This is a genomic window from Mucilaginibacter gracilis, from assembly GCF_003633615.1.
GTDB lineage: Bacteria > Bacteroidota > Bacteroidia > Sphingobacteriales > Sphingobacteriaceae > Mucilaginibacter > Mucilaginibacter gracilis.
On sequence record NZ_RBKU01000001.1, the window covers coordinates 2074190 to 2098075 of the forward strand.

Annotated in this window: 20 protein-coding genes; 13 read left to right on the forward strand and 7 right to left on the reverse strand. The window is 43.9% G+C overall.

Annotation, left to right across the window (positions count from 1 at the left end; all coding sequences use genetic code 11):
* Positions 1–29: 29 nt before the first annotated feature.
* The 3 genes from BDD43_RS08950 to pelA are packed head-to-tail and all read right to left on the reverse strand — an operon-like array spanning position 30 to position 2623.
* Positions 30–845: a 5'-nucleotidase, lipoprotein e(P4) family gene (locus BDD43_RS08950; RefSeq protein WP_246001502.1), complete on the reverse strand. Its 816-nt coding sequence runs from the start codon at positions 843–845 to the stop codon at positions 30–32.
* 45 nt (positions 846–890) lie between these two features.
* Positions 891–1394 (reverse strand): GNAT family N-acetyltransferase, encoded by a 504-nt coding sequence (locus BDD43_RS08955; protein ID WP_121197360.1) that lies wholly within the window; start codon positions 1392–1394, stop codon positions 891–893.
* A 38-nt stretch (positions 1395–1432) separates the two neighbouring features.
* Positions 1433–2623: a pectate lyase gene (pelA, locus tag BDD43_RS08960; protein WP_246001503.1), complete on the reverse strand. Its 1191-nt coding sequence runs from the start codon at positions 2621–2623 to the stop codon at positions 1433–1435.
* Between the two features lie 170 nt (positions 2624–2793).
* Between pelA and BDD43_RS08965 the strand changes: the two genes are divergently transcribed.
* Together BDD43_RS08965 and BDD43_RS08970 are read left to right on the forward strand one after the other, a co-directional pair.
* A complete protein-coding gene (locus tag BDD43_RS08965) occupies positions 2794–3654 on the forward strand; it encodes a DUF4349 domain-containing protein (protein WP_121197361.1) in 861 nt (286 codons plus the stop codon).
* A gap of 86 nt (positions 3655–3740) precedes the next feature.
* Positions 3741–3932, forward strand: a complete 192-nt coding sequence (locus BDD43_RS08970) for a hypothetical protein (protein ID WP_121201938.1) — start codon at positions 3741–3743, stop codon at positions 3930–3932.
* 71 nt (positions 3933–4003) lie between these two features.
* Here the strand turns inward: BDD43_RS08970 and BDD43_RS08975 are convergent, their stop codons facing one another.
* Complete coding sequence (locus BDD43_RS08975; RefSeq protein WP_121197362.1) at positions 4004–4831, reverse strand: patatin-like phospholipase family protein; 828 nt, start codon at positions 4829–4831, stop codon at positions 4004–4006.
* The gene (gene gldB / locus BDD43_RS08980; RefSeq protein ID WP_121197363.1) at positions 4806–5849 is read right to left on the reverse strand and encodes a gliding motility lipoprotein GldB; all 1044 of its coding nucleotides are present in this window, start codon (positions 5847–5849) and stop codon (positions 4806–4808) included. The genes BDD43_RS08975 and gldB overlap by 26 nt, the downstream gene beginning before the upstream one ends.
* A gap of 63 nt (positions 5850–5912) precedes the next feature.
* Between gldB and BDD43_RS08985 the strand changes: the two genes are divergently transcribed.
* The gene (locus BDD43_RS08985) at positions 5913–7580 is read left to right on the forward strand and encodes an NAD+ synthase (protein ID WP_121197364.1); all 1668 of its coding nucleotides are present in this window, start codon (positions 5913–5915) and stop codon (positions 7578–7580) included.
* 4 nt (positions 7581–7584) lie between these two features.
* Here BDD43_RS08985 and BDD43_RS08990 read toward each other — a convergent pair whose 3' ends face one another.
* Positions 7585–8025, reverse strand: a complete 441-nt coding sequence (locus BDD43_RS08990; RefSeq protein ID WP_121197365.1) for a carboxypeptidase-like regulatory domain-containing protein — start codon at positions 8023–8025, stop codon at positions 7585–7587.
* Between the two features lie 70 nt (positions 8026–8095).
* On the opposite strand from BDD43_RS08990, the gene BDD43_RS30980 reads away from it, so the two are divergent.
* On the forward strand, positions 8096–11845 hold the full coding sequence (locus BDD43_RS30980) for a S8 family serine peptidase (RefSeq protein WP_121197366.1): 3750 nt from the start codon (positions 8096–8098) through the stop codon (positions 11843–11845).
* A 71-nt stretch (positions 11846–11916) separates the two neighbouring features.
* Here the strand turns inward: BDD43_RS30980 and BDD43_RS09000 are convergent, their stop codons facing one another.
* A complete protein-coding gene (locus BDD43_RS09000) occupies positions 11917–12411 on the reverse strand; it encodes a hypothetical protein (RefSeq protein ID WP_121197367.1) in 495 nt (164 codons plus the stop codon).
* Between the two features lie 255 nt (positions 12412–12666).
* Between BDD43_RS09000 and BDD43_RS09005 the strand changes: the two genes are divergently transcribed.
* The 9 genes from BDD43_RS09005 (at position 12667) to BDD43_RS09045 (ending at position 23886) form a co-directional block, all read left to right on the forward strand.
* Complete coding sequence (locus BDD43_RS09005; RefSeq protein WP_121197368.1) at positions 12667–14442, forward strand: AMP-dependent synthetase/ligase; 1776 nt, start codon at positions 12667–12669, stop codon at positions 14440–14442.
* The gene (ggt, locus tag BDD43_RS09010) at positions 14435–16150 is read left to right on the forward strand and encodes a gamma-glutamyltransferase (protein ID WP_121197369.1); all 1716 of its coding nucleotides are present in this window, start codon (positions 14435–14437) and stop codon (positions 16148–16150) included. The genes BDD43_RS09005 and ggt overlap by 8 nt, the downstream gene beginning before the upstream one ends.
* Before the next feature lie 57 nt (positions 16151–16207).
* Positions 16208–16561 carry a four helix bundle protein gene (locus tag BDD43_RS09015; RefSeq protein ID WP_121197370.1) on the forward strand — a complete coding sequence of 118 codons (354 nt, stop codon included), beginning with the start codon at positions 16208–16210 and terminating at the stop codon, positions 16559–16561.
* Positions 16562–16670: 109 nt separating this feature from the next.
* Positions 16671–17105, forward strand: a complete 435-nt coding sequence (locus BDD43_RS09020) for a MarR family winged helix-turn-helix transcriptional regulator (protein ID WP_121197371.1) — start codon at positions 16671–16673, stop codon at positions 17103–17105.
* 113 nt (positions 17106–17218) lie between these two features.
* Positions 17219–19624: a 3-hydroxyacyl-CoA dehydrogenase/enoyl-CoA hydratase family protein gene (locus BDD43_RS09025; protein WP_121197372.1), complete on the forward strand. Its 2406-nt coding sequence runs from the start codon at positions 17219–17221 to the stop codon at positions 19622–19624.
* Positions 19625–19715: 91 nt separating this feature from the next.
* The gene (locus tag BDD43_RS09030; protein ID WP_121197373.1) at positions 19716–20897 is read left to right on the forward strand and encodes an acetyl-CoA C-acyltransferase; all 1182 of its coding nucleotides are present in this window, start codon (positions 19716–19718) and stop codon (positions 20895–20897) included.
* A gap of 66 nt (positions 20898–20963) precedes the next feature.
* Positions 20964–21317, forward strand: a complete 354-nt coding sequence (locus BDD43_RS09035; RefSeq protein ID WP_121197374.1) for a four helix bundle protein — start codon at positions 20964–20966, stop codon at positions 21315–21317.
* A gap of 52 nt (positions 21318–21369) precedes the next feature.
* On the forward strand, positions 21370–23160 hold the full coding sequence (locus tag BDD43_RS09040; protein WP_121197375.1) for an acyl-CoA dehydrogenase family protein: 1791 nt from the start codon (positions 21370–21372) through the stop codon (positions 23158–23160).
* 228 nt (positions 23161–23388) lie between these two features.
* Positions 23389–23886 (forward strand): FKBP-type peptidyl-prolyl cis-trans isomerase, encoded by a 498-nt coding sequence (locus tag BDD43_RS09045; protein WP_162847009.1) that lies wholly within the window; start codon positions 23389–23391, stop codon positions 23884–23886.

Here is a 23886-nt window from a genome sequence, read left to right on the forward strand (position 1 = left end):
GGATTATAGTAACTAAGCCTTTGCAAAGCTTAATCCTGGTTTGTTAAATTCTTTTTATAGATAGCCTCTTTTTCGGCAGGCGTTAGTTTGTAATTGTAGTTGTATAGCGCGGTTTCCCAGTCGCCGTAATTGGCGTTAGGTATAATAATAAATTGCTTGCCAAACATAGCCGCTTGTTGATTGGTATTTTGAAGGCGCTCGTCAACCGTTTTTTTATCAAACAGGCTCGAAAAATCGGCCAGGTTATCGCCAAGCAATAATAAAATGTGATGCGTTTGGGCTACCTCAAGGCGGCGTGCCTCTTTGCTTGATGTGTTTTGTCGCATCTGCAAATGCGCGCTATCTGCATTGGGGAAGTTATACTTTTGCAAATTTTTAAGCGTAGCTGCGCGTTCGCTTTCTTCGCGGTTGGTAATATAGTATACGGTAATACCCATTGTTGCCGCGTATTTTAAAAATGAAGGGGCTCCGGGCACGGTATCGGCTTTGGCCATTGCTGTCCATACTTTCCAGGCGGCAGCCTCATAATCTTTCCCCAAAAGGGCCTGGTGTACCGAGTTGGGGCTGTTATCTAAAAGTGTTTCGTCAATATCGGTTACTATGGCCAGCGGTTTATCAAACCTTTGCAACTGGGTTTGCTCAACCCTAAAATGGGCAATATTATAGGCCTGGAAACAAAGTGCCCTGTACTCGGCGGCTTTTTGCTGCCAAAGGCTGCTCCACAATTTGCCGTCGGCAATAAAGTTTGATGGCCGCGGGGCCTTTTGCGCCTTTAACGAAGCGGTTAATAATGTAAAAGCAATGAATGTTATAGCGATAGTTTTGTTGCGCATGTGTGTTTGCATTTGTAATTTAAAGATAGCTGAAAAGATTAAGTAACCAAGCAGGTATTACACAAGCCTTTTTTCATAACAATAAAAATTTAAACCGGGCCTAAAGGCTAAACTTATGTGGCCTGCAAACACATAGCCAAGTTTAGGGAAAAGTTTTTGCGTAGCTGCGTTGTTGCTGTTGGTATCAACTCGTAAAATAGTTGTGCCAATACTAAGGGCCACTTGCTCGGCTTGTTTAAGCAGGGCGGCGGCTATGCCTTTGCCACGGTATTGCGGGTGTACCGCCAGGCGATGTATTACCACGGCGGTTTCGCTAATATCCCACCCAACTTGTGCATATTCGGCATCTTGCTGGGTGGTAATGGCAGCTACGCCTGCAATAGCATTATCAATTTGGGCAACCCATAATTGGTTAAGCTCAATGTCGGTTTCAAAAACGGCAGGGTTTGGGTAAGTGCTGTCCCACTGAAAATTGCCTGCCGCAAGCATGGCCGGCACAACGTTATTAACAAGTTGCATAATGCCGGCCACATCGGCCAGGGTAGCTGTGCGTATTATCATCACAGCAAATATAATATTGGCTGCGATAGCGCGGAGCCCTATTTCTTTAATACATCATTATCGGGAGCCCATTTTTGTTGCCACTGGTGGTAACTGTTAAGTACCTTTTGCGGGTTGTAAGTGTACCAGCCATAACCGTCGCGGTGTTCGCGGGTAACGTCAGCTAATTTATAAACCAGTGCGCTGGTGCGATTGCAAAATAGGGGCACATGTGTTTTTAACTCATAATAGCGCGTCCAGATGGGCGGCGCAGCAGAATCAGTTACCACTATCTTATCCGTTGTTGAAACGCGGAACGGTGTAACCTCGCGCGGGGCGGCAATGGTTTTAACGCGTGTATTGTAAATTTTCGATTCCTCAAACCAGGCCACCGCGCTTTGCACGGCATTGATAATTGCTTTAGATGGATGATCCAGTTGCATTAAAAAAAGTACTATCCCGCAGCTCTCGCCATTGCAAATGCTGGGTGGCTCAAACTTGCGGGCCCAGGCCGGTGTAAGTTTTACCTCGTTATACTGCTGGCACCAGGCTGTTAGTTTGCCGGTATCGTTTATTTGCGTTTTTAATATACAATCTAAACCCTTATCATAAGCGGCAAGCAGCTTTGTGCGTAGTTTGGTATCAATAAAGGCATATTCGGGTTTGTTGTTTTTTATATCGTACAGCATCTCAATAATACCTTCAAAAACGCCGTCGTTATAGGTAATACAACGGCTGTAGTTTGATTCGAGCGGATAATATTGCGGCCAGCCCCCATTGCCGTATTGCGAAGCCAAAACAAAATTTAAACCTTTTATGGCGGCTGTTTTATACTTATCAATTTTGGTTTGGGTATAAACGTTGGCCAGGCAAATAATTTGAGTGTAGGTGCTGTTGTTGTCGTAAGTGGTATTTAAAATGTTTTTTGCGGCTATCACACTATCTTTTTGTGCATCGGTAAGTATGGCAAAAACATCGTAGTTTTTGGGCCAGCCACCATTGTTTTTTTGGAATAGCAAAATGTTATCGGCCACCTGTACAATATCTGCCCGTTTGTACCGGGGCCTGCCGGGTTGCGGGTTAATGATGTTGGCCTTATCATAAATACCATACCAATGCCCGGAGTTATCGCCAAAGGCCTCGGCATCAATTTTATACGTATAGGTTTGCGCCTGCGCAATGATGCCTAATAGCATAAAAGCAAAAAATAAGCCCAATACGTACAGGCGTTTGTGTATAAGTGGTTTCATAGCAATATAATTGGTAGCATGAAGGTAGCTCAATTTTATACCGCTTATGGTATTGTAATTAACAAAATACAAAAGCCTCGTTTTGTATTAATTAAGTTACGAAGGGCTTTTGCACGGTCACCTTTGTGGTGTTACCGCATTAATACTAAACCATAAAAACTTAATAAATCATGAAAAAACAACACTTTGCTTGTATGGGATTGCTATGCACAATTTTTTGGGCCGGCTGCAGTGGCAGTAAATCGCATTCGGAACTTTCGTCGGCAGATACTACTGCGGCAATATCCAATTTGGATACGGCGGCTAAACAGGTTAAACTGGTGAAAACCGCCAATATGCACTTTAAGGTAAAGGATGTTAAAAGCATAAGCCAAAGTATAACCGCGCTTACCGCTAAGTACAAAGGCATGGTAATGCACCACAGCATGCAAGCATATACGGGCAGGAGCGAGCGTGTACCCCAGGGTAGCGATTCGGTTATGCTCATATCATCGTGCATAACCAATGCCGATATGGTGGTTAGGATACCATCGGGCGATGTTGATGCATTTTTAAACCAGGTTGGCGGCATGGCCGTATATGTAAATAGCCGCAATATGGATATTGAAGATAAAGCGCTGGATTACCTAGCGGCCCAAATGAAATTTTTAAGCCGGTCGGAATTTATTGCACAACAAAAAAAGGGAATAATAAAGGTTAAGAACCCTGCCGATGTAATGAACCTGAAAGACGATTTGATAGACCAGCAGATAGATAACAAACGCATTGATAACGCCGTTAAATACAGCACCGTTGGCCTTAACTTTTACCAAAGCAACACTATAGCTCGCGAAGTGGTGGTGAACGACGATCCGTCGAATTTTAAGTTGCCGTTTTTTGGCCGTTTGGGATACGCTTTGGCAAACGGCTGGAGTATTTTTATTGATGCGGTAATAGCCATGGCCAACCTGTGGATGTTTGCAGTAGCGGCAATTGCCATATGGGTGTTGTACAAGTACTTCAAAAAAAAGAATGCAATAGCTGCGATGTAAATAAGGGATAAAAAAAACTTTACAATGCCTTACTTATTTTGGGTAAACATTCCTATTTTTGGCACTACAAAAAAACAACATCAGCAATGAGCACAAGAGAACACGCAAACGATACGCGTCACTATTTAATGTTAACCGTAGCAATTATAATTGGCATATTGGGCGTTTATATCCGTTTTTGGGGTCCGGAGTCGTTTATGCTAACCTCTATATCAAATGTGGTTTTAGTTATCGGTATCCTAATCGCGCTTAAAACCGTGTTCACCATTATGAAGTAACAAGGCATTTTTACATAAAAAAAGCGCATTGGTTGTATAAACTGATGCGCTTTTTTATTGACTTTGAAATATTATGCCTTGCGTTTCCGCAATTTTTTGTGCGCTTTTACTATAGCTTTTAGTCGTTCGTTACCCTCAATGGCCTTTAGGCCCTCTTCGTAGCCTATCATATAAATTTCTTCGGCAGCGTCGGTATCAAATATGCCATAGTCGCCTAGGCCGTGAGGCTCTATCACCACGTCGCATAAAATTTTGTGCGTATTGAGGCTCGAGTTTATGGCTATCATGGCGGCCCGGTCTATCATTTTACCAAACGAAGTAATCTCGGTAACTACAGGCAGGTGATTGCATGACGAGCCGATAATGAAATCGCAGTTACCAACCAGTGGTTCTACCGGAAAATTGTTTAATATACCCCCATCAACATACATGTGTTGGTTAATAATAATGGGCCTAAAAATACCCGGCAAACAGCACGACGCTAAAATGGCCAGGTCCAGGTCGCCTTCGGTAAAGTAAACAAGCCTGCCTTCGCCCAAATCAACAGATGATATGGTTATATTTGTTTTAAGTTCCTTAAATGAGTTGTGCGGAATGTATTGCTTAATTAAATGCTGCGCGTTTAATATAGATAGCAATCCGGTGCTGCCAATTGCGGGCCTCAGCAGTTTAAATAACTTGGCTTCTCTAATAATATTCAGTATTTCTTTAGGGGCATAACCGGCGGCAAAAAATGCTGCGGCAATAGCTCCTGCACTTGTGCCCGATATGTGCGAAAACCGGATTCCGTTATCCGTAAGTGCCTGTAAAACGCCCAGGTGCGATACACCCCTGATGCCGCCGCCCGATAGGGCGATGCCAATCTTATCGGAATTATTTTGGTCGGTATTTGGATTCATTGAGTATTTTTTGTGCGTCGTTATCAGCCATTAATTGTGCCAAAGTTATTTGCGGGTTTTTATCCATATACTGTTTTACAATTTGCCAGCCGGTATAAACCGCAATTTTAGGTGCCGATTGGTTATGCTCCCCTAGGCCGGGTGTAAAAGGTGCCTCGTTAATATATTTCTGTATTTTAAGCATGTCGCTTTCGTACAATAAATTTTCGTCTAAAATATAAGCCCATATCTGTGGCTTAAAATCCTGGCACCATTGCAATTGGGCGGGGGTATAACCAATTTTTACCGAATCGGGCACATCGGGCAGGGTGGAGTCCATCATATACATTACCTTGCCGTTGTATATCATTTTTGATAGCAGCGTGCGGTCTTCATCCTTTTCGGGAAACATATCTTCTCGCACAAAACCTTCCACCACGCGCGGCACAATGTTTTGAGGGGTAAACCTGCGGGATATGTAATGCGGAAACTCCTCAACCAAGGCAGGGTAAAATTTAGAGTTGGCACCCAAAAACTGGTCGAGCCCTATAGCAAAATACTTATCGCCAATGGATGTTTGCGCCTGGAAGCCCGAAAAGTAGGCATAAACCTGCGGTATATGTTTCTGCGGAAAGTAGTATTTAATACGCCTGAAAGCATCGGTTAGCTCCTGGTTTTGCTTATTGAGGTTAGGGTAAACCGAGTCTACCTCGTGTTTAACGCTCAAATAATCTTTAGTCGCAAAAATTTTGCGGAGGGTTGCAAAATAAGCCGTATCGTTAGTGCTGCCGGCTTTAAGTATGTGTTCAACAAAGTCGCGGTAAAATATTCCGTACCTTTTTTCAAGCAATACGGATTGCGCTGCCATGGGCTTGGTGCGCATTTCATCAAAATCGTGGTCGAAACGCCAAACTGTAATATTAACCGGAATATTACTTACATCGGCTTTTTTATTTCTTCCGCAAGCCACAAATAGCAGCCCGATAAAAAAAAATAGGTAAATTTGCTTTAGGGGTTTATAGCGCAGCAATGCATTCATACATCACAAAATTAAGTTTAAAAAATTACATAAACGGAACGCTAAGCCGTACTACCTATTATAATGATGATAAATATAGCTTTAGCCCAGCTAAATTACCATGTTGGCAACTTCGAATCGAATACAAAAAAAATAATAAGCACTATTGAAACGGCCCGGAGCAATGGTGCCGATTTGGTTGTGTTTTCGGAGTTATGTGTTTGCGGGTATCCTGCACGCGATTTTTTTGAGTTTAAAGAGTTTATTGACCTGTGCGAAGATGCCGCCCTGCAAATAGCCGCCGTATGTGCCGATATTGCCTGCATTATTGGTTTACCTACGCCAAACTTACGGCACCAGGGTAAAGATTTATTCAATTCGGCTTATTTTATTGAGAACGGAAAAGTAAAAGCTGTTGTAAACAAGGCACTGCTGCCCAATTATGATGTTTTTGACGAGTACCGATACTTTGAACCCGAAACCAACTTTAGCTGTATTGATTTTAAAGGGCACCGCATAGCACTAACCATTTGCGAAGATTTGTGGAATACCATTGAAAACCCTTTATACATTACCCGGCCAATGGATATGCTGATTGAGCAGCACCCCGATGTGATGATAAATATTGCCGCATCGCCATTTGCCTATAACCACGATACCGAACGGATAGATATTTTGAGCGGCAATTGTACGCAATATAACCTGCCCCTGTTTTATGTTAACCAAGTAGGTGCCCAAACCGAGCTGATATTTGACGGCGGTTCGCTGGTGTTTGATGCCGAAGGAAACATGCTTGACGAACTGCCTTATTTTAAAGAACACGTTTCGTATTATAAACTTGATAAGGGCGAAAACGGCAAGGCAGTTGTAAGCTACCAGCATACCGGCACATTTAAGCCGCACCATACCAGCGATATTGAGCAGATACACCAGGGCCTTTTATTGGGCATCCGCGATTATTTTTACAAATCCGGATTCACGAGGGCAATTTTGGGGCTGTCGGGTGGTATAGATTCGGCTGTGGTGTGTGCATTGGCTGCCGAGGCGCTGGGTGCCGAAAATGTAATGGCAGTATTGCTGCCGTCTAAATTCTCGTCAGATCATTCTATTGGCGATGCCGAAGACCTGGTTAAAAACCTGGGCTGTAAAAGCGAAACCATTGCCATCAAAAACATTACCGATTCGTTTGAAACGGCACTGCACCCACAATTTAACACCCTGCCCTTTAATATTGCCGAAGAGAATATTCAATCGCGCACACGCGGCGTATTGCTCATGGCTATGTGCAATAAGTTTGGTTATATTTTACTCAATACATCTAACAAAAGCGAAGCAGCCGTAGGCTACGGAACCTTGTATGGCGATATGTGCGGCGGTATTTCGGTACTGGGCGATGTTTACAAAACGCAGGTTTACCAATTGGCCAATTACATTAACCGCGATAAAGAGGTTATCCCACTCAACTCAATCGTAAAACCGCCGTCGGCCGAGTTAAGGCCGGGCCAAAAAGATTCGGACTCACTGCCCGATTATGATATTTTAGATACCATTTTAATGGAATACGTTGAGCACCGCAAATCATCATCCGAAATTATTAATATGGGTTATGATGAGCAGGTAGTAAAGCGTGTTATTAAACTGGTAAACACCGCCGAGCATAAACGTTACCAAACGCCGCCTATATTAAGGGTATCGCCAAAAGCATTTGGTATGGGCCGCCGTATGCCTATTGTAGGTAAATATCTGTCGTAAAAAATTAATAAACTGCGTTAACGCTAATGGTTAGGCTAAGGTGGCTAACGCTATCTTTTTTAACCTCTATAGCGTTAATTTCGCCTTTGCCATTAAAGCGGTTGGCGTATAGTTTACCATTATCGGCCACAAAAACCGAGTACTTGCCTACAGGTAGTGCAATGGCATAATAGCCATCGGCATTACTTTGTGCCTTGGTAACCAGGGCGGTTTGTATATTGGTGAAATAACCGCCATTATCTGTTGCTTGTTGGGTTGTGGTGAGGTTGTATATCCAAACGCTGGTTTGCACGGGCTTCCCTTCGCCAATTTTTATCCCCGGCGATGGCATTTGGTTGCCTTTTTTTAAGTAAACCCTGCCACTTATTCCCTGTTTAATTTGTGCAGGTTGCCAGGCAAAAAAGCAGCTTGCAATAATACTGTACAGTACCAATATTTTTTTCATACCTTTCACACTAACGTTTCAATATGGCAGTTATTCCATATAAGCAGCGCATGGTTTATATTTATTTTATATGAGGAAACTTTACCCCCGTATTTTCTTGTTTTTTGTATTTGTTTTACTGAGTAATGTAGCATTGCCACAACAAATACTTACAGATGCATTTAAAGCAAAAGAGCTTGTTGGCCTGTCGGCCAGCTTAAACACAAGCAACGCCGCAAGCCGCAAAAAGGCTTACGATATGGCCCGCAAAAAAGGTTGGATAACCTTTAAAGTAAAGCCCGATGGTACAACCATATCATTACAAGGGGTTGATGCCAGCGGCTTCCCCATTTATTTAACAACCTATAGTAACGTAATAGCAGCAGCAACCACGCGCACCAATACCGTTCAGCCCGGTGGTACATTGGATTTAAATTTAAATGGTTCCAGCGCGGCGTTAGCCAATAAATTAGCCATTTGGGATGCGGGGCTTGTTTACACCAGCCACCAGGAATTTGCCGGTAAAACCATAACCAACCGCGACGGTGCAACATCAATAAGCGACCATAGCAACCATGTGGCTGGCACCATGATAGCCAAGGGCGTTTATGCTCCGGCTAAAGGCATGGCCTTTGGTGCAACCAGTTTAATATCATACGATTATAATAACGATAATACCGAAATGGCCGCTGCGGCATCGGCCCTGCTTGTTTCAAACCACTCGTACGGGTATATTGCCGGCTGGTACTATAATGATACCCAGGCCAGGTGGGAATGGTACGGCCTTCCCGGCGATACCGAAGATTACAAATTTGGCTTTTACGATACCAATACCCGAACTTACGACCAAATAGCCTACAACGCCCCCAAGTATTTAATTGTAATAGCAGCGGGCAATAACCGCGGCGAAACAGGCCCCGCCGTGGGCACAACCTATTATGGTTATGCCAGCCGCACCGATGCTACCATAGTTAACAAAGGGCTGCGCCCGGCAACAATAAGCAGTAACGATGGGTACGACATTATTTCGTTAACGGGTACTGCAAAAAATGTTTTAACGGTTTCGGCAGTAAACCCCTTGCCTAATGGCCCCGCAACCGCTGCCGATGTGCAGGTTGCTTATTTTAGCAGCTTTGGCCCAACAGATGATGGCCGCGTTAAGCCCGATATTTGTGGCGATGGCGTTAATGTTTTATCAACCGGTGTGGGTTCTACCGATGCTTATTTAACCTTATCGGGCACATCAATGGCAACGCCTAACGTGAGTGGGTCGCTTTTTTTATTGCAGGAGTATTATGCACAAAAAAATTCGGGCAATTTTATGCTCTCGTCTACACTAAAGGGTTTGGTTTGCCACACCGCATTGGATGCCGGCAACCCTGGTCCCGATTATATTTATGGATGGGGACTGCTGGATATGAGCAAGGCCGCGCAAGCTATTACCGATAATGGTACCAAAAGTATAGTGAGCGAAAAAACCATAACCCAGGGCCAGGTACAAACCTACAACGTTACAGCATCGGGTGTTGGCCCTTTACGTGCCACCATTGCCTGGACAGACCCCGCCGGTACCGCTACCGCCGCCGGAACCCTTAACAGCCGCACCCCAAAGCTGGTTAACGATTTGGATATCCGCGTAAGCGATGGCACTACAACTTATAAACCCTGGGTATTGAGCCCAACAAACCCATCGGCAAATGCCACAACCGGCGATAACGTGGTTGATAACGTGGAACAGGTTTATATTGCCAATGCTGTGCCGGGTGTAAGTTATACCATTACCGTGAGCCATAAAGGTACTTTAAGCAGCGGCTCGCAAGCCTATTCGCTTATTGTAACCGGTATTGGCGGCTCGGTTTATTGCGCATCGGGGCCAAGCTCAAGTGCCGATTCAAGGATCAATAATTTTACCTTGTCAAATATCAATAACACACCTGCACCGGGTTGCACCACTTATTCGGACTATACGAGCCTTACCGCTACCTTAGAGCAAGGTAAAACTTACCCCCTAAGCTTAACTGTTGGCACATGCGGCGCTAATTTTAATAAAATAGCCAAGGTTTTTATTGACTGGAATGAAAATGGAAACTTTACCGATGCAGGCGAGTTGGTAGCAACATCGGGCGTAATTAATGGCGTAGGCACTTTTAATACTAACATCACAGTGCCCGCTACGGTTGTCCCCGGTAATGTAAGTCTGATGCGGATAGTATTATCAGAAACCAGCGATGCAACAACCATTGCCCCCTGCGGTACATATGCCAAAGGCGAAACGCAGGATTACAAGGTTACATTTACCCAAGCCAGTGTTGATGCGGGCATTACGGCCATTAACACGCCTGCCGCAAGTGGCACATGCCCGGCTAATAACAGCAACGTATCTGTAAAAGTAAAAAACTTTGGTACCTCAACATTAACCAGCATCCCGGTAACGGTAACCATAACATCGGCCCAGGGCGTAGTTACAACATTGAACGAAACCTATACCGGCTCGCTTGCGCCTTTGGCCGACGATGATTTTAATTTAACCGGCACCTTTGCTGCTGCCGGGGGCGCAACTTATACAATAACTGCCACTACAACCCTAGCTGCCGACCCTATTGCAAGCAACAACCAAACCACGGCAACGGCGGTAATTAATAACTCGCCGGTTATTACGGCTTCGTCGGCATCGTTTTGTACCGACGCTAAAACCTATAATTTAAGCGCCACGGGCAGCGGCCAGGTATTTTGGTATAAAAACATTAGCGATGTTGTTCCGTTTACATTTGGCTCAAACGTAATTACCGCGCAAACACCCGTTAACAATACCTTTTACAGTGGCCTTAATGATTTTAGTGCCAACGTTGGCCCCGCTACAAAAAATGTGTTTACCGGTGGTGGTTATAACCAGTTTACCCCATCGGTTACTGTAACAACCAAGGTGCCGGTATTAATAAAGAGTGCCAGGTTGTATATTGGGTATCCTGGTAAAATAACCTTTAGCGCAAGTACTTTAGCCGGGGCAGTGGTATCAACCACCACCATTAATGCTGCTGCAACGCGCACAACGCCGGGATTAGGCGTGCAAAACGACGACCCTAACGACCAGGGCAAGGTATACAACTTAAACCTGGCTTTGCCATCGGCAGGTACTTACCTTATATCTGTTAGCTATGCAGATAATGCAACCATTTATCGCAATAGTGCCACCGTTACAGGTTATCCGTTTAGTATAGGCAATATTTTTAGCATATCCGGCAATACCGTAACCTCAACAACCGATACTGCCGCTTACAAGGCATATTACTATTATTTTTACGATATGCATGTGCAAAGTTTAGATTGCCCGGGAGTGGCAAGAACTGCCGTTGCCGTAGTTAAGCCCATCATAACATTAAACGGAAGTGTTTTAACATCCAACTTTAGCCAGGGTAACCAATGGTACCTAAACGGCACGTTAATAGCAGGCGCAACAGGGCAAACCTATACCCCCGTGCGTAGCGGTATATACCGGGTTGATGTAACGGTAGCCAGCGGTTGTATATCAAAAGCCAACGATTTTAGTTTTGTATTACCCGCCAAAGATAACAGCAGCGATGGTGCCGAAATTGCCCTGGCCCTGTTCCCGGTGCCGAGCAACGGCAAAGTTAACCTTGCTTTTACTGCCGTTAAAGATGAGCAACTGTCAATTTCGGTAGTGAATATGTTAGGGCAGTACGCCTATAAAGATACCCGCAATATAACTGCTGGGCCATATAATACCATTTTAGATTTATCTGGGTTGGCCAGCGGGGCTTACTTTGTGCGCCTTGGCATTGGCGATAAAACGTATACCCGTAAAATATCTATTGTAAAATAGGCATGGTGCAAAAAGAAAATGGCCGCGAAACCTGGTTTCGCGGCCATTTTCTTTGGGGTTTCTTTTCTGGTTTAAAAGCAATATTTAATGCCTAAGCCAGGTGCAAGGTCAACAAAGGGGCCGCCCGATAGCTCTACCCTTGGGTTTAAATCCAAACTAACCGCTATGGGCGATTTAGGGATTATGTATTCCAGCCCGATAACACCATCAACACCCAATAAAAGCTGATTGTTGGCATAAGTGTTATTTGAACCGCCAAAGCGTTGGTATGAGTTACCAACCGAGCCAATGTGCGCGCCTGCGCCATAGTAAAATTTAAGCTCGGCTACGTTAAAGGCAGTTTGGTTTATCTCGTAAAGGCCGGTAATTACTACCCCACCCGAGCGGAAACCCAATATACCTTCCAGCGAAACATCGCCGCCGGCAAAATACTTTCCGGATATGCCGTTTTCGTACCCACCAAATTTTAAGCCTGCTGCAAACTGGTAGCTTGTTTGCGCGGTTGATTTTTTTGCTGTAAATAAAATTACATTAAACAGCAATGCAATAAGTAATAGCTTTTTCATATTAGCGTTTTGTTTTAAACGGGCAGTTTTTAAATATTGGTGCAACCGATGCCTTTAACGCCCCGGTTAACCAATTAAGTATTTGTTGAGCCTTAATTTCGTGCAAAAATAAACCAATGGTGTAATTATTATAACATTTATACTTAAAACAGTTTGGGTATAAACAAACTTTAAAATTTATATATTTGATTTTTTAGCTTCTAAAAGCAAACCAATTTTACGTAACCCTATCTTATTAATATTAACACTAAGGCCATGAGTATAACACGGGTTTTTGATCTATTACAATATAATTTGGAAAAATTTCCGAAGGCCGATATGCTGGCTCATAAAGCAGAAGGCGGCTGGACAAAATATGCTTCGCAACAGGTTATTGATACTATAAACCAGGTGAGTTACGGTTTACTGCAACTTGGAATAAAAAAAGATGATAAGGTGGCCATTATGTCGCCAAACAGGCCGGAGTGGAATTTTTGCGATTTTGGCATTATGCAGATAGGTGCCACCCAGGTACCAATGTACCCTACCCTGAGCGACGCCGATATTGAATTTATACTGAAGGATGCCGAGGTGAAGATGATCTTCGTTTCGGATAAAGAAATATATGGCAAAATAATAGCCATTAAGGATAAGGTAGCACCGCAATTAATTATTTATACTTACGAAAAAGTAAACGGAGCCAAACACTGGAGCGAGGTTTTACAATTGGGAAGCGAGCACCAGGAGCCTGATTTGCAGCAATACCGCGATAAAATACAACCCGACGATTTACTTACGCTCATTTATACATCGGGCACTACGGGCACACCCAAGGGTGTAATGCTAACGCATGGTAATTTGGTAAGTAATGTGCTGGAATCGTCCAAATTATATCCGCAGGAAATTAAGCGGGCTTTGAGCTTTTTGCCCATGTCGCATATTTTTGAGCGGATGGTAATTTACATGTACGTATATCTGGGTATATCTATTTACTACGCCCAAAGCATGGATACCATTGTTGCCGATATGCAGGATGTTAAGCCCCATTGCTTTACCACCGTACCGCGCCTGTTAGAAAAAGTTTATGATAGAATTGTTGCCAAAGGGGCCGAATTAACCGGAGCAAAAAAGGCCATATTTTATTGGGCACTTGATTTGGGTTTGAAATATGAATTAGACGGAGCAAACGGGTTTTGGTATGAACTGAAACTTAAAATTGCCCGCAAACTGGTGTTTAGCAAATGGCGCGAAGCTTTGGGTGGCGAAATTATCGCCATCGTATCTGGCGGGGCGGCATTGCAGCCGCGTTTGGCCCGTGTATTTTGGGCCGCCGAAATAAAGATTTTAGAAGGCTATGGTTTAACCGAAACATCGCCGGTAATTACGGTTAACTTCCCGATGCAGGGCGGCACAAAGTTTGGCACCGTTGGCCCCATACTAAAAGGTGTTACCATTAAGATAGCCGAAGACGGCGAGATAATGGTAAAGGGCCCCAACGTAATGAAAGGCTATTACAAGCGCGAAGATGCCACCAGCGAAGCTATTGATGCCGACGGCTATTTCCATACCGGAGATATTGGCGAATTGGTAGATAACACTTACCTGCGCATAACCGACAGAAAAAAAGAGATATTTAAAACTGCCGGAGGTAAGTACATTGCCCCGCAAACTTTAGAGAACAAGTTTAAAGAGTCGCCGCTGATTGAACAGATCATCGTTATTGGCGAAAACGAGCGGTTCCCGGCGGCCTTGATATTGCCTGCCTTTGATGCACTAAAAGATTGGTGCGCTAAAAAGGGGATAACCTTTACCACCAACCAGGAAATTATTAAAAACCAACAGGTTGTTGAGAAATACAAAAGAGAGATAGAACGGTACAACGTTGGCTTTGGCCACTGGGAACAGGTTAAAAAGTTTGAACTGATTGCCGATGAATGGAGTATCAATACCGGTGAAATGACACCTAAATTAAGCTTAAAGCGTAAGGTGATATTAAAGAAATATGATAAATTAGTGCAAAAAATATATCAAAGCGTACAAGCACATGCATAAGCTATATCACCAAGCTAATATTTACATCCTGTTATTTTTTATAGCAGGATTTTTTTTGTTCGCCGGTTGCGCACGGGGGCAATTGGGTAAAAATAACACTGGCCATTATGATAATGGTGTTGTTGTTTGCGCCTATCCGGATGCATCGCAGGTTGGTGTTAATATTTTGAAAAAGGGAGGTAACGCTGTTGATGCCGCCGTAGCTGTGCAGTTTGCCCTGGCCGTTGTTTACCCGGATGCCGGTAATATTGGCGGTGGCGGCTTTATGGTTTACCGTTCGGCAACGGGCCAAACCAATACGCTCGATTTTCGCGAAAAGGCCCCGCAAGGCGCAATCACCAATATGTTTTTAGATTCGGCAGGTAACGTAGTGCCCAATATGAGTTTGGCTACCCACCAGGCATCGGGCGTACCCGGCTCGGTTGATGGCATGGTACAGGCTCACCAAAAATACGGCAAACTAAAATGGGCAAACCTGGTACAACCCGCTATTGATTTAGCCCGCAATGGGTTTAAACTAACCAAGGCAATGGCCGCGAGCCTCAACCACGAACAAGCTGATTTTAAAAGGTTAAACCCGGGCAAGGCATACTTTATAAAAGATACCCCGTACCAGGAAGGCGATATGCTGGTGCAGGAAGACCTGGCTAAAACATTGGAATTGATACGTGATAAAGGTCGCGAAGGTTTTTACGATGGTACTGTAGCCAGCCAAATTGTTGCCGAAATGAAAACCGGCGGCGGCTTAATTACCAAAGCCGATCTGCAAAATTATCACTCGGTTTGGCGCAAGCCCATTATCGGCAATTATAAGGAGTATAAAATCATCACCATGCCGCCACCATCAAGCGGCGGTATTGCTTTGCTGCAATTACTAAAATCGGTAGAAAATTACCCTTTAAAACGCTGGGGCTTTAACAGCGATTCCACCATACAACTAATGGTTGAGGCCGAACGCCGTGTATATGCCGACCGTTCTAAATACCTGGGCGATCCGGATTTTTATAAAGTGCCTGTTGATAGTTTGTTGCAACCAAAATACATTACCAGCCGCATGGAAAACTTTAACTGGGCCGCCGCAACACCAAGTTCCACCGTTTTGCCGGGTGTATTTGTAGGTTATGAGAGCGACCAAACCACCCACTTTTCTATTGTGGACCATGATGGCAATGCGGTATCAATCACCACAACATTAAACGGGGGCTTCGGCTCAAAAATAGTGGTTAACGGCGCAGGTTTTTTGCTTAACAACGAGATGGACGATTTTAGCTCGAAATCCGGCGTACCCAATATGTACGGATTAGTGGGTGGCAAAGCAAACTCCATACAACCCGGTAAACGCATGCTATCATCCATGACGCCTACCATCATAGAAAAAAACGGAAAGCTGTTTATGGTAGTAGGCACACCGGGAGGCTCAACTATAATTACATCGGTATTCCAAACCATAGTAAACGTAATTGAGTTTAACCAGGATATGCAACGCGCCGTAACCTCAAAGCGTTTCCACCACCAATGGCTGCCCGACGAAGTATACATTGAGAAAGATGCCATTGACAGCCTAACCAAAATTATATTAGAGAAAAAAGGCTATAAAATAACCGAACGCGGTAAAATAGGCCGCGTGGATGCCATATTACTCACCCCATGGGGATACTACGAAGCCGGTGCCGACCCGCGAGGGGATGATACGAAGATGGGATGGTGATTTAGCTGATAGCTTTTAGCTGCAAGCAACAAGCTTTGATTTTTTGAAAGAAATTATATGCGTAATTTTAAGGAGTACCTGGTGTGGCAAAAATCAATGGAATTAACGGTGGTTATTTATGATGTTACTAATAAATTTCCATCGGAAGAGAAATTTGGTTTGATCTCACAGATAAGGAGAGCGGCAGTTTCTATACCATCAAACATTGCTGAAGGCGCCGGTGCTTCTACCCAAAAACATTTTGGCGAATATTTGCAACGTGGTTTGGGTTCGGCCTTTGAAGTGGAAACGCAATTGTTGCTGTCAAAACGGCTCAATTATATTTCGGAGGATGTCGCTAATAAAATTATTGAGCAAATTGCTGAGGTGCAAAAAATGCTCGCAAGCTTAATTAAAATGCTTAAAGAGTAAGGCAAGCTAACGGCTTGTAGCTTAAAGCTTATAGCAAAAAAATTTCCTAACAATTATGCTTGCATATTAAAATGTTACTTTATATATTTGTTATGCTTGCATAGTAAATATGAACCAACAAGAAACCATCGATTATTATTTGAAAGTAGTTTGGCAAACGGTGGCTAACCGGTATAACCAGTTGGCATCCGAGTTTGGCATAACCCAGTCTATAGGTTATCTGCTTATCAACATCAATGATAAAGAGGGTACAACGGTGTCGCAGGTGGCGGCGTTGCTGGGCCTAAAATCAACCAGTTTGTCGCGTATGTTAACCAACCTGGAAGAGATGGGGCTAATTTACCGCGAATCTAACAAAGGCGATAAACGCTCGGTTAAAATACACCTAACCGATTTGGGCCGCGAAAAAAGGCATTTGGCCAGGGTTGTTGTACGCAAGTTTAACGACTACTTGAACACCCACATCAGCGAAAGCGATAAAAACCAGTTAACCGAAACATTGAAAAAAATTAATCAACTAACACTTGATTATAAACCCGAATAGCCTCACCCAAACCTCTCTCCAAAGGAGAGGGTTTTGGATGTGGTTATCGGCGGGAATTATATAAACTATTAAATAAAACTCCTTCTCCTTTTGGAGAAGGCTGGAATGAGGCCATGAAAAGATTAATTAAAAAAGTAGCTGTTTTAGGTTCGGGCGTTATGGGGTCGCGTATAGCGTGCCACTTTGCCAATATTGGCGTTGAGGTGTTGCTGCTTGATATTGCACCCAAAGACCTTACGCCCGACGAGCAGGCTAAAGGCTTAGCACTTGATAACCCGAAGGTGAAAAACCGCATTGTAAATGCGGCACTCGAATCGGCCATTAAGTCTAACCCGTCGCCGGTGTACACCAAAGCGGTAGTTAGCCGAATTACAACAGGCAATTTTGACGACAACATGAAAGATATTGCCGGTTGCGACTGGACTATTGAAGTAGTGGTTGAAAACCTGGATATTAAAAAGAAGGTTTACGACCAGGTTGAAAAATTCCGTAAGCCGGGCACTTTAATTACATCAAATACATCGGGCATCCCCATCCATTTGATGGCCGAAGGCCGCAGCGACGATTTTAAGGCCAATTTTTGCGGAACTCACTTTTTTAATCCGCCGCGTTATTTACGCTTGCTCGAAATTATCCCAACGCCGCATACCAGCGCCGAAGTGGTTGATTTTGTGATGCACTACGGCGATAAATTTTTAGGTAAAACAACCGTTTTATGTAAAGATACTCCGGCCTTTATAGCCAACCGCGTAGGTGTTTACTCTATTATGGCACTGTTGCACCTGGTAGAAAAAATGGATTTGACTGTTGAAGAAGTGGACAAATTTACCGGGCCAGTTTTAGGCAGGCCAAAATCGGCCACTTTCCGCACCAGCGATGTGGTTGGTTTAGATACCATGATAAACGTTGCCAACGGCTTATACAACAATTTGCCCAACGATAAGGCTCACGATTTATTTGTGCTGCCCGAATACGTGAAAAAGATGGCCGAAAACAAATGGCTGGGCGATAAAACTAAACAAGGCTTTTACAAAAAAGTAAAAAACGCCGATGGCTCAAGCGAAATTTTAGCACTCGACTTGAAAACGTTGGAATATAAGCCGCAGATTAAAGTTAAATCGGCAACGCTGGATGCCACCAAGCCTGTTGAGAACCTGCGCGAGCGGATGAAGGTTTATGCCAAAGGAACCGATAAGGCAGGCGAATTTTTCCGCACCTCGTTTTATGGTTTGTTTGAATATGTGAGCGACCGGATCCCCGAAATATCCGACGAGCTATACCGTATTGACGACGCACTAAGGGCCGGTTTTGGCTGGGAACTTGGTCCGTTTGAGGTTTGGGACGCTTTGGGTATTAAATATACCGTTGCCAAAATGAAAGAAAAAGGCAACGAAGCAGCAGCCTGGGTACACGAGATGTTAGATGCCGGCAACGAAACTTTTTATAAAGTGGAGAACGGCCTTAAATTGTATTACGACATCCCAACCAAAAGTTATAAAGCAATACCCGGTACACAAAGCTTTATTGTACTGGATAACATTCGCGCAAATAAAACCATTTGGAAAAACAGCGGCACAACCATTACCGACCTTGGCGATGGCATTTTAAACCTGGAGTTTCATACCAAAATGAATACCATTGGTGCCGAAGTTTTGCAAGGCATTAACAAAGCCATTGATTTGGCCGAGAAAGATTACCGCGGCCTTGTAATTGGTAACGATGGTGCAAACTTTTCGGCAGGTGCAAACGTGGGTATGATATTTATGATGGCCGTTGAGCAGGAATGGGATGAGGTAAATATGGCCGTTAAAATGTTCCAGAACACCAGTATGCGCATCCGTTATTCATCAATCCCAGTAGTTGTTGCGCCGCATAACCTAACCCTGGGCGGTGGATGCGAGTTTTGCTTGCATGCCGACCACGTACAGTTAAACGCCGAAACTTATATGGGTTTGGTTGAGTTTGGTGTAGGGCTAATTCCGGGCGGCGGCGGTACCAAAGAGTTTACGCTCCGGACATCCGACGAGTTTAAGGAAGGCCAGATAGAACAGAATATTTTAAAAGATCGCTTTTTAACCATTGGCATGGCCAAGGTTTCAACATCAGCCGCCGAAGCTTACGATTTGGGTTATTTGCTTAAAGATAAATACAGCATCAGCATGAACCGCAGCAGGCTCATTGCCGATGCCAAAGAAAAAGCAATTGAGCTGGCCGATGCCGGATATACGCAACCCGCACATCGTAAAGATATTAAGGTGCTTGGCAAGGCCGGTTTAGGCATGGTTTACATTGGTGCTAACTCCATGTATTCGGGCCATTATATTTCAGAACACGATAAAAAGATTTCCGAGAAACTGGGCTACGTAATGTGCGGTGGCGATTTATCATCACCAACGTTAGTTACCGAGCAATACCTGCTGGACCTGGAACGCGAAGCATTTTTATCGCTCTGCGGAGAAAGAAAGACCTTGGAAAGAATACAATCGATTATAACAAAGGGGAAACCTCTGAGGAATTAGAATAGTATTGCGATATGCGTATAGCGTATTGCGAATTAAATAACTGAGTTAGTATCGCAATACGCAATACGCTCTACTCAATACTAACAAAATGGCACAAGAAGCATATATTATAGCAAGATACAGAACCGCAGTTGGCAAGGCCCCGCGTGGTGTTTTTCGTTTTAAAAGGGCCGATGATTTGGCAGCGGAGGTAATCCGTGCTTTAGTGGCATCGGTTCCGGGGCTTGATAAAGACCGTATAGACGATGTAATTGTGGGTAATGCTACGCCCGAAGCCGAGCAGGGTTTAAACGTTGCCCGTTTAATTTCGTTAATGGGATTAGATACCGATAAGGTACCCGGCGTGGTGATGAATCGTTATTGCGCATCGGGCCTGGAAACTATTGCTACCGCTACGGCCAAAATACGCGCCGGCATGGCCGATTGTATTATTGCAGGTGGGGTAGAAGTAATGTCTACAATACCGATGGGAGGCTGGAAAATTGTCCCTAACGAAACCGTAGCCATGACGCATCCGGATTGGTACTGGAACATGGGCCTAACTGCCGAGGCTGTTGCTAAGGAGTATAAAGTTAGCCGCGAAGACCAGGATGAGTTTTCGTATAACTCGCACCAAAAGGCGATCAAGGCCATCCAAAACGGGCACATGAAAGAAGGCGTACTGCCTATCACCGTAAAGGAAACCTATTTGGATGCCAACCTGAAAAAGAAAACCAAAGAATACGTAGTTGATACCGACGAGGGCCCGCGTGCCGATACCAGTATTGATAAACTGGCTAAACTAAAGCCCGTTTTTATGGCCGATGGCGTAGTAACGGCAGGTAACTCGTCGCAAACGTCGGACGGTGCTGCATTTGTGCTGGTAGTATCGGAGAAAATGCTGAAAGAATTGAACGTACAACCTATAGCCCGTTTGGTTAGCTACGGCGTGGCAGGCGTGCCGCCGCGTATTATGGGTATTGGCCCAATTTACGCTATCCCGAAAGCACTCGCTCAAGCTGGTATGACTTTAGACCAAATTGATTTATTTGAATTGAACGAAGCCTTTGCATCGCAATCGTTAGCAGTGGTACGCGAATTAGGTATCGATCAAACAAAAGTTAACGTAAACGGCGGTGCTATTGCATTGGGCCATCCGCTGGGTTGTACCGGTGCTAAATTAACTGTGCAGTTAATGAATGAGCTGAAGCGTACCAACCAGAAATATGGTATTGTAACGATGTGCGTAGGTACGGGCCAGGGTGCTGCGGGTGTGTTTGAAATGTTATAAGAATAGTATTGCGTAGTGAGTATTGCGTAATGCGATTAAAAACTGAGGATTAAATTATCTGTAATAATGCATAATATCAGGGAACTTAAAGTTTGGAATAAGGCAATCGATCTTGCAGTGAAGGTTTATAAGATTTCTGCCGACTTTCCTTCAGATGAGCGGTTTGGCTTAATCTCGCAAACCAGACGTTCGTCAGTTTCAATTCCTTCAAATATTTCTGAGGGTGCAGGTAGAAATACGAATGGTGAGTTCAAGCAATTTTTAGGTATAGCCAATGGTTCTTCTTACGAACTGCAAACACAAATGGTAATTGCCAATAGATTAGGATTTATTGATACTCAATTATGTGACGAGGTATTAGATAATATTGATGAGATCCAAAAGACGACCTATAACCTGCAAAAAACATTAAATAAATAATTCATGCGTTGGGTGTCGCAATACGCAATACGCAAATCTCAATACTAGCAAAATGGAAACTATAGAAAAAAAAGTAATTAAAGGTGGCGAATTTGTTATTCGCGAAACCGACGCGCAGGATATTTTTATTCCTGAAGAGTTTGACGAGGAATCGCAGATGATTAAAAAAACCTGTGAGGATTTTTTAGCCGCAGAGGTTTTCCCAAATCTTGATCGTATCGATTCGCAGGAAGAAGGCTTAATGCCCAGTTTGATGGATAAGGCCGGCGAATTGGGTTTGCTGAGCGTTTCTATCCCCGAAGAATACGGCGGCTTTGGCAAAAACTTTAATACCTCAATGCTGGTTGCCGATGCTATTGGTGCAGGTTATTCTTTCGCCGTGGCATTATCTGCTCATACGGGTATTGGCACCTTGCCTATACTGTACTACGGTAACGCCGAGCAAAAGGCTAAATACGTACCCAAATTAGGTACTGGCGAGTGGAAAGCCGCTTACTGCTTAACCGAACCAAATTCGGGCTCGGATGCTAACTCGGGCCGTACCAAGGCCAAGTTGAACGATGCCGGTACGCATTACTTAATTACAGGGCAAAAAATGTGGATCACCAATGGTGGTTTTGCCGATGTATTTGTGGTTTTCGCTAAAATAGACGACGACGCCAATTTGAGCGCATTCATCGTCGAAAAAACATTCGGCGGTATCAGCATGAACCCCGAAGAACATAAATTGGGTATCAAAGGCTCGTCAACCCGCCAGGTTTTCTTTACAGATTGCCCTGTTCCGGTTGAAAACTTATTATCCGAGCGTCAAAACGGATTTAAGATAGCCGTTAATATTTTGAATATTGGTCGTATTAAATTAGGGGCTGCCGCTATCGGTTCATCGCGCATGGCGCTTAATTATGCGGTTAACTACTCCAATGAGCGGGTACAGTTTAAACTGCCTATTTCAAAATTTGGTGCCATCCGCTATAAAATAGCCGAAATGGCAACCCGTATTTATGCTACCGAAAGCGCGGCATACCGTGCAGGGCAAAACATTGAGGATGCCTACGAATCGTTAGTAGCCGGAGGGATGGATAGTGGCAAGGCCAAACTAAAATCGACCGAGCAATTTGCTATTGAGTGTGCCATACTGAAAGTTTGGGGATCGGAAACGCTGGATTATACTGTTGACGAGGGTTTGCAAATATATGGCGGCATGGGTTATAGTGCCGAGGCACCGATGGAGCGCGCTTATCGCGATAGCCGCATTAACCGGATATTTGAAGGCACAAACGAGATTAACCGGATGCTGATTGTGGATATGTTATTAAAACGCGCCCTAAAAGGCGAGCTTGATTTAATGACACCCGCTATGGCTGTTGCCGGAGAGCTGATGGCTATTCCGGATTTTGGTGCCGAAGATGATTCGCCTTTTGCTTACGAGAAAAAGATACTCAAAAACCTAAAGAAAACAGGGTTAATGATTGCAGGTGCCGCCGTTCAGAAATTAATGGCTACCTTAGGTAAAGAGCAGGAGATATTGATGAACATTGCCGATATTATTGGTTATGTGTATGTTGCCGAATCGACCCTGTTACGTACCGAGAAATTGGTCAATATGCGCGGTGAAGACGCCTGCAAGGGGCAGTTAGATATGATGAGGATATACCTGCACCAGGCGGTTGACCATACCTACATAGCCGGAAAAGAAGCCTTAAACTCGTTTGCCGAAGGCGACGAATTTACCGCCATGATGATGGGCCTTAAACGCTTTACCAAAACCAATCCGTTTAATATTAAGGATGCAAGGCAGCGCGTGGCCAAACAAATTATTGAGGCCAATAAATATTGTTATTAACTGACCATTAATATATATAGTACGAGCCGTTGCTTTTTTGCAACGGCTTTTTTGCGTTAAAAACTCAATAATGTACAACACAAACTAAACAAACGTTTTATGCGTTTAGTAAATGCAAAAGGCACTAAACACCCCGGCCCTCACATTAATTTGATAAAAAAAGTGTTAAAAAGTGTTAAGGTTCTGTTTTTGAATTTTAAAAGGATAAATTTGCCCTTTATTAATAAAATGGGCAAAATACTGTTGTTGAGTTTTATTGTGGGCATAATTATAAGCGGGTGTGGTAAAGTAAACACCCTTGCAGATAACGCACGCCTGCAAGCCGCTGCCGACAGCATTATTATACACAAATACATTACAGATAATAACCTTACCGGCGTGGCCAAAGAGATAAAAACAACCGGCGAATTTTACATTATTGATACCTTGGGTACAGGTAGTGCATTGTTCACCAGTTCAACATTGGTAACCGTTGGCTATAAGGGCAGTTTACTAGGCAGTAGCAGCACTTTTATTAATAATTTTGGTGTGTTTCATCCTTCGTTTGCGCTGGGTACCGTTATTCAGGGTTGGCAATTGGGCCTGCCGCTGATAAAAAAGGGCGGCACCATTAGGCTAATAGTACCTTCGGGATATGCTTACGGGCCATATCCGCAAAGCGACTACGGCTTACCTGCAAATGCTATACTTGATTTTACAATAAAACTTTACGATATAACCAACTAA

What these genes read in the sequence shown, in the direction of transcription:
- BDD43_RS08950 (WP_246001502.1), bottom strand. Translation starts at nt 845, where the DNA reads ATGCAAACACACATGCGCAACAAAACTATCGCTATAACATTCATTGCT.
- BDD43_RS08955 (WP_121197360.1), bottom strand. Translation starts at nt 1,394, where the DNA reads ATGATAATACGCACAGCTACCCTGGCCGATGTGGCCGGCATTATGCAA.
- pelA (WP_246001503.1), bottom strand. Translation starts at nt 2,623, where the DNA reads ATGAAACCACTTATACACAAACGCCTGTACGTATTGGGCTTATTTTTT.
- BDD43_RS08965 (WP_121197361.1), top strand. Translation starts at nt 2,794, where the DNA reads ATGAAAAAACAACACTTTGCTTGTATGGGATTGCTATGCACAATTTTT.
- BDD43_RS08970 (WP_121201938.1), top strand. Translation starts at nt 3,741, where the DNA reads ATGAGCACAAGAGAACACGCAAACGATACGCGTCACTATTTAATGTTA.
- BDD43_RS08975 (WP_121197362.1), bottom strand. Translation starts at nt 4,831, where the DNA reads ATGAATCCAAATACCGACCAAAATAATTCCGATAAGATTGGCATCGCC.
- gldB (WP_121197363.1), bottom strand. Translation starts at nt 5,849, where the DNA reads ATGAATGCATTGCTGCGCTATAAACCCCTAAAGCAAATTTACCTATTT.
- BDD43_RS08985 (WP_121197364.1), top strand. Translation starts at nt 5,913, where the DNA reads ATGATGATAAATATAGCTTTAGCCCAGCTAAATTACCATGTTGGCAAC.
- BDD43_RS08990 (WP_121197365.1), bottom strand. Translation starts at nt 8,025, where the DNA reads ATGAAAAAAATATTGGTACTGTACAGTATTATTGCAAGCTGCTTTTTT.
- BDD43_RS30980 (WP_121197366.1), top strand. Translation starts at nt 8,096, where the DNA reads ATGAGGAAACTTTACCCCCGTATTTTCTTGTTTTTTGTATTTGTTTTA.
- BDD43_RS09000 (WP_121197367.1), bottom strand. Translation starts at nt 12,411, where the DNA reads ATGAAAAAGCTATTACTTATTGCATTGCTGTTTAATGTAATTTTATTT.
- BDD43_RS09005 (WP_121197368.1), top strand. Translation starts at nt 12,667, where the DNA reads ATGAGTATAACACGGGTTTTTGATCTATTACAATATAATTTGGAAAAA.
- ggt (WP_121197369.1), top strand. Translation starts at nt 14,435, where the DNA reads ATGCATAAGCTATATCACCAAGCTAATATTTACATCCTGTTATTTTTT.
- BDD43_RS09015 (WP_121197370.1), top strand. Translation starts at nt 16,208, where the DNA reads ATGCGTAATTTTAAGGAGTACCTGGTGTGGCAAAAATCAATGGAATTA.
- BDD43_RS09020 (WP_121197371.1), top strand. Translation starts at nt 16,671, where the DNA reads ATGAACCAACAAGAAACCATCGATTATTATTTGAAAGTAGTTTGGCAA.
- BDD43_RS09025 (WP_121197372.1), top strand. Translation starts at nt 17,219, where the DNA reads ATGAAAAGATTAATTAAAAAAGTAGCTGTTTTAGGTTCGGGCGTTATG.
- BDD43_RS09030 (WP_121197373.1), top strand. Translation starts at nt 19,716, where the DNA reads ATGGCACAAGAAGCATATATTATAGCAAGATACAGAACCGCAGTTGGC.
- BDD43_RS09035 (WP_121197374.1), top strand. Translation starts at nt 20,964, where the DNA reads ATGCATAATATCAGGGAACTTAAAGTTTGGAATAAGGCAATCGATCTT.
- BDD43_RS09040 (WP_121197375.1), top strand. Translation starts at nt 21,370, where the DNA reads ATGGAAACTATAGAAAAAAAAGTAATTAAAGGTGGCGAATTTGTTATT.
- BDD43_RS09045 (WP_162847009.1), top strand. Translation starts at nt 23,389, where the DNA reads ATGGGCAAAATACTGTTGTTGAGTTTTATTGTGGGCATAATTATAAGC.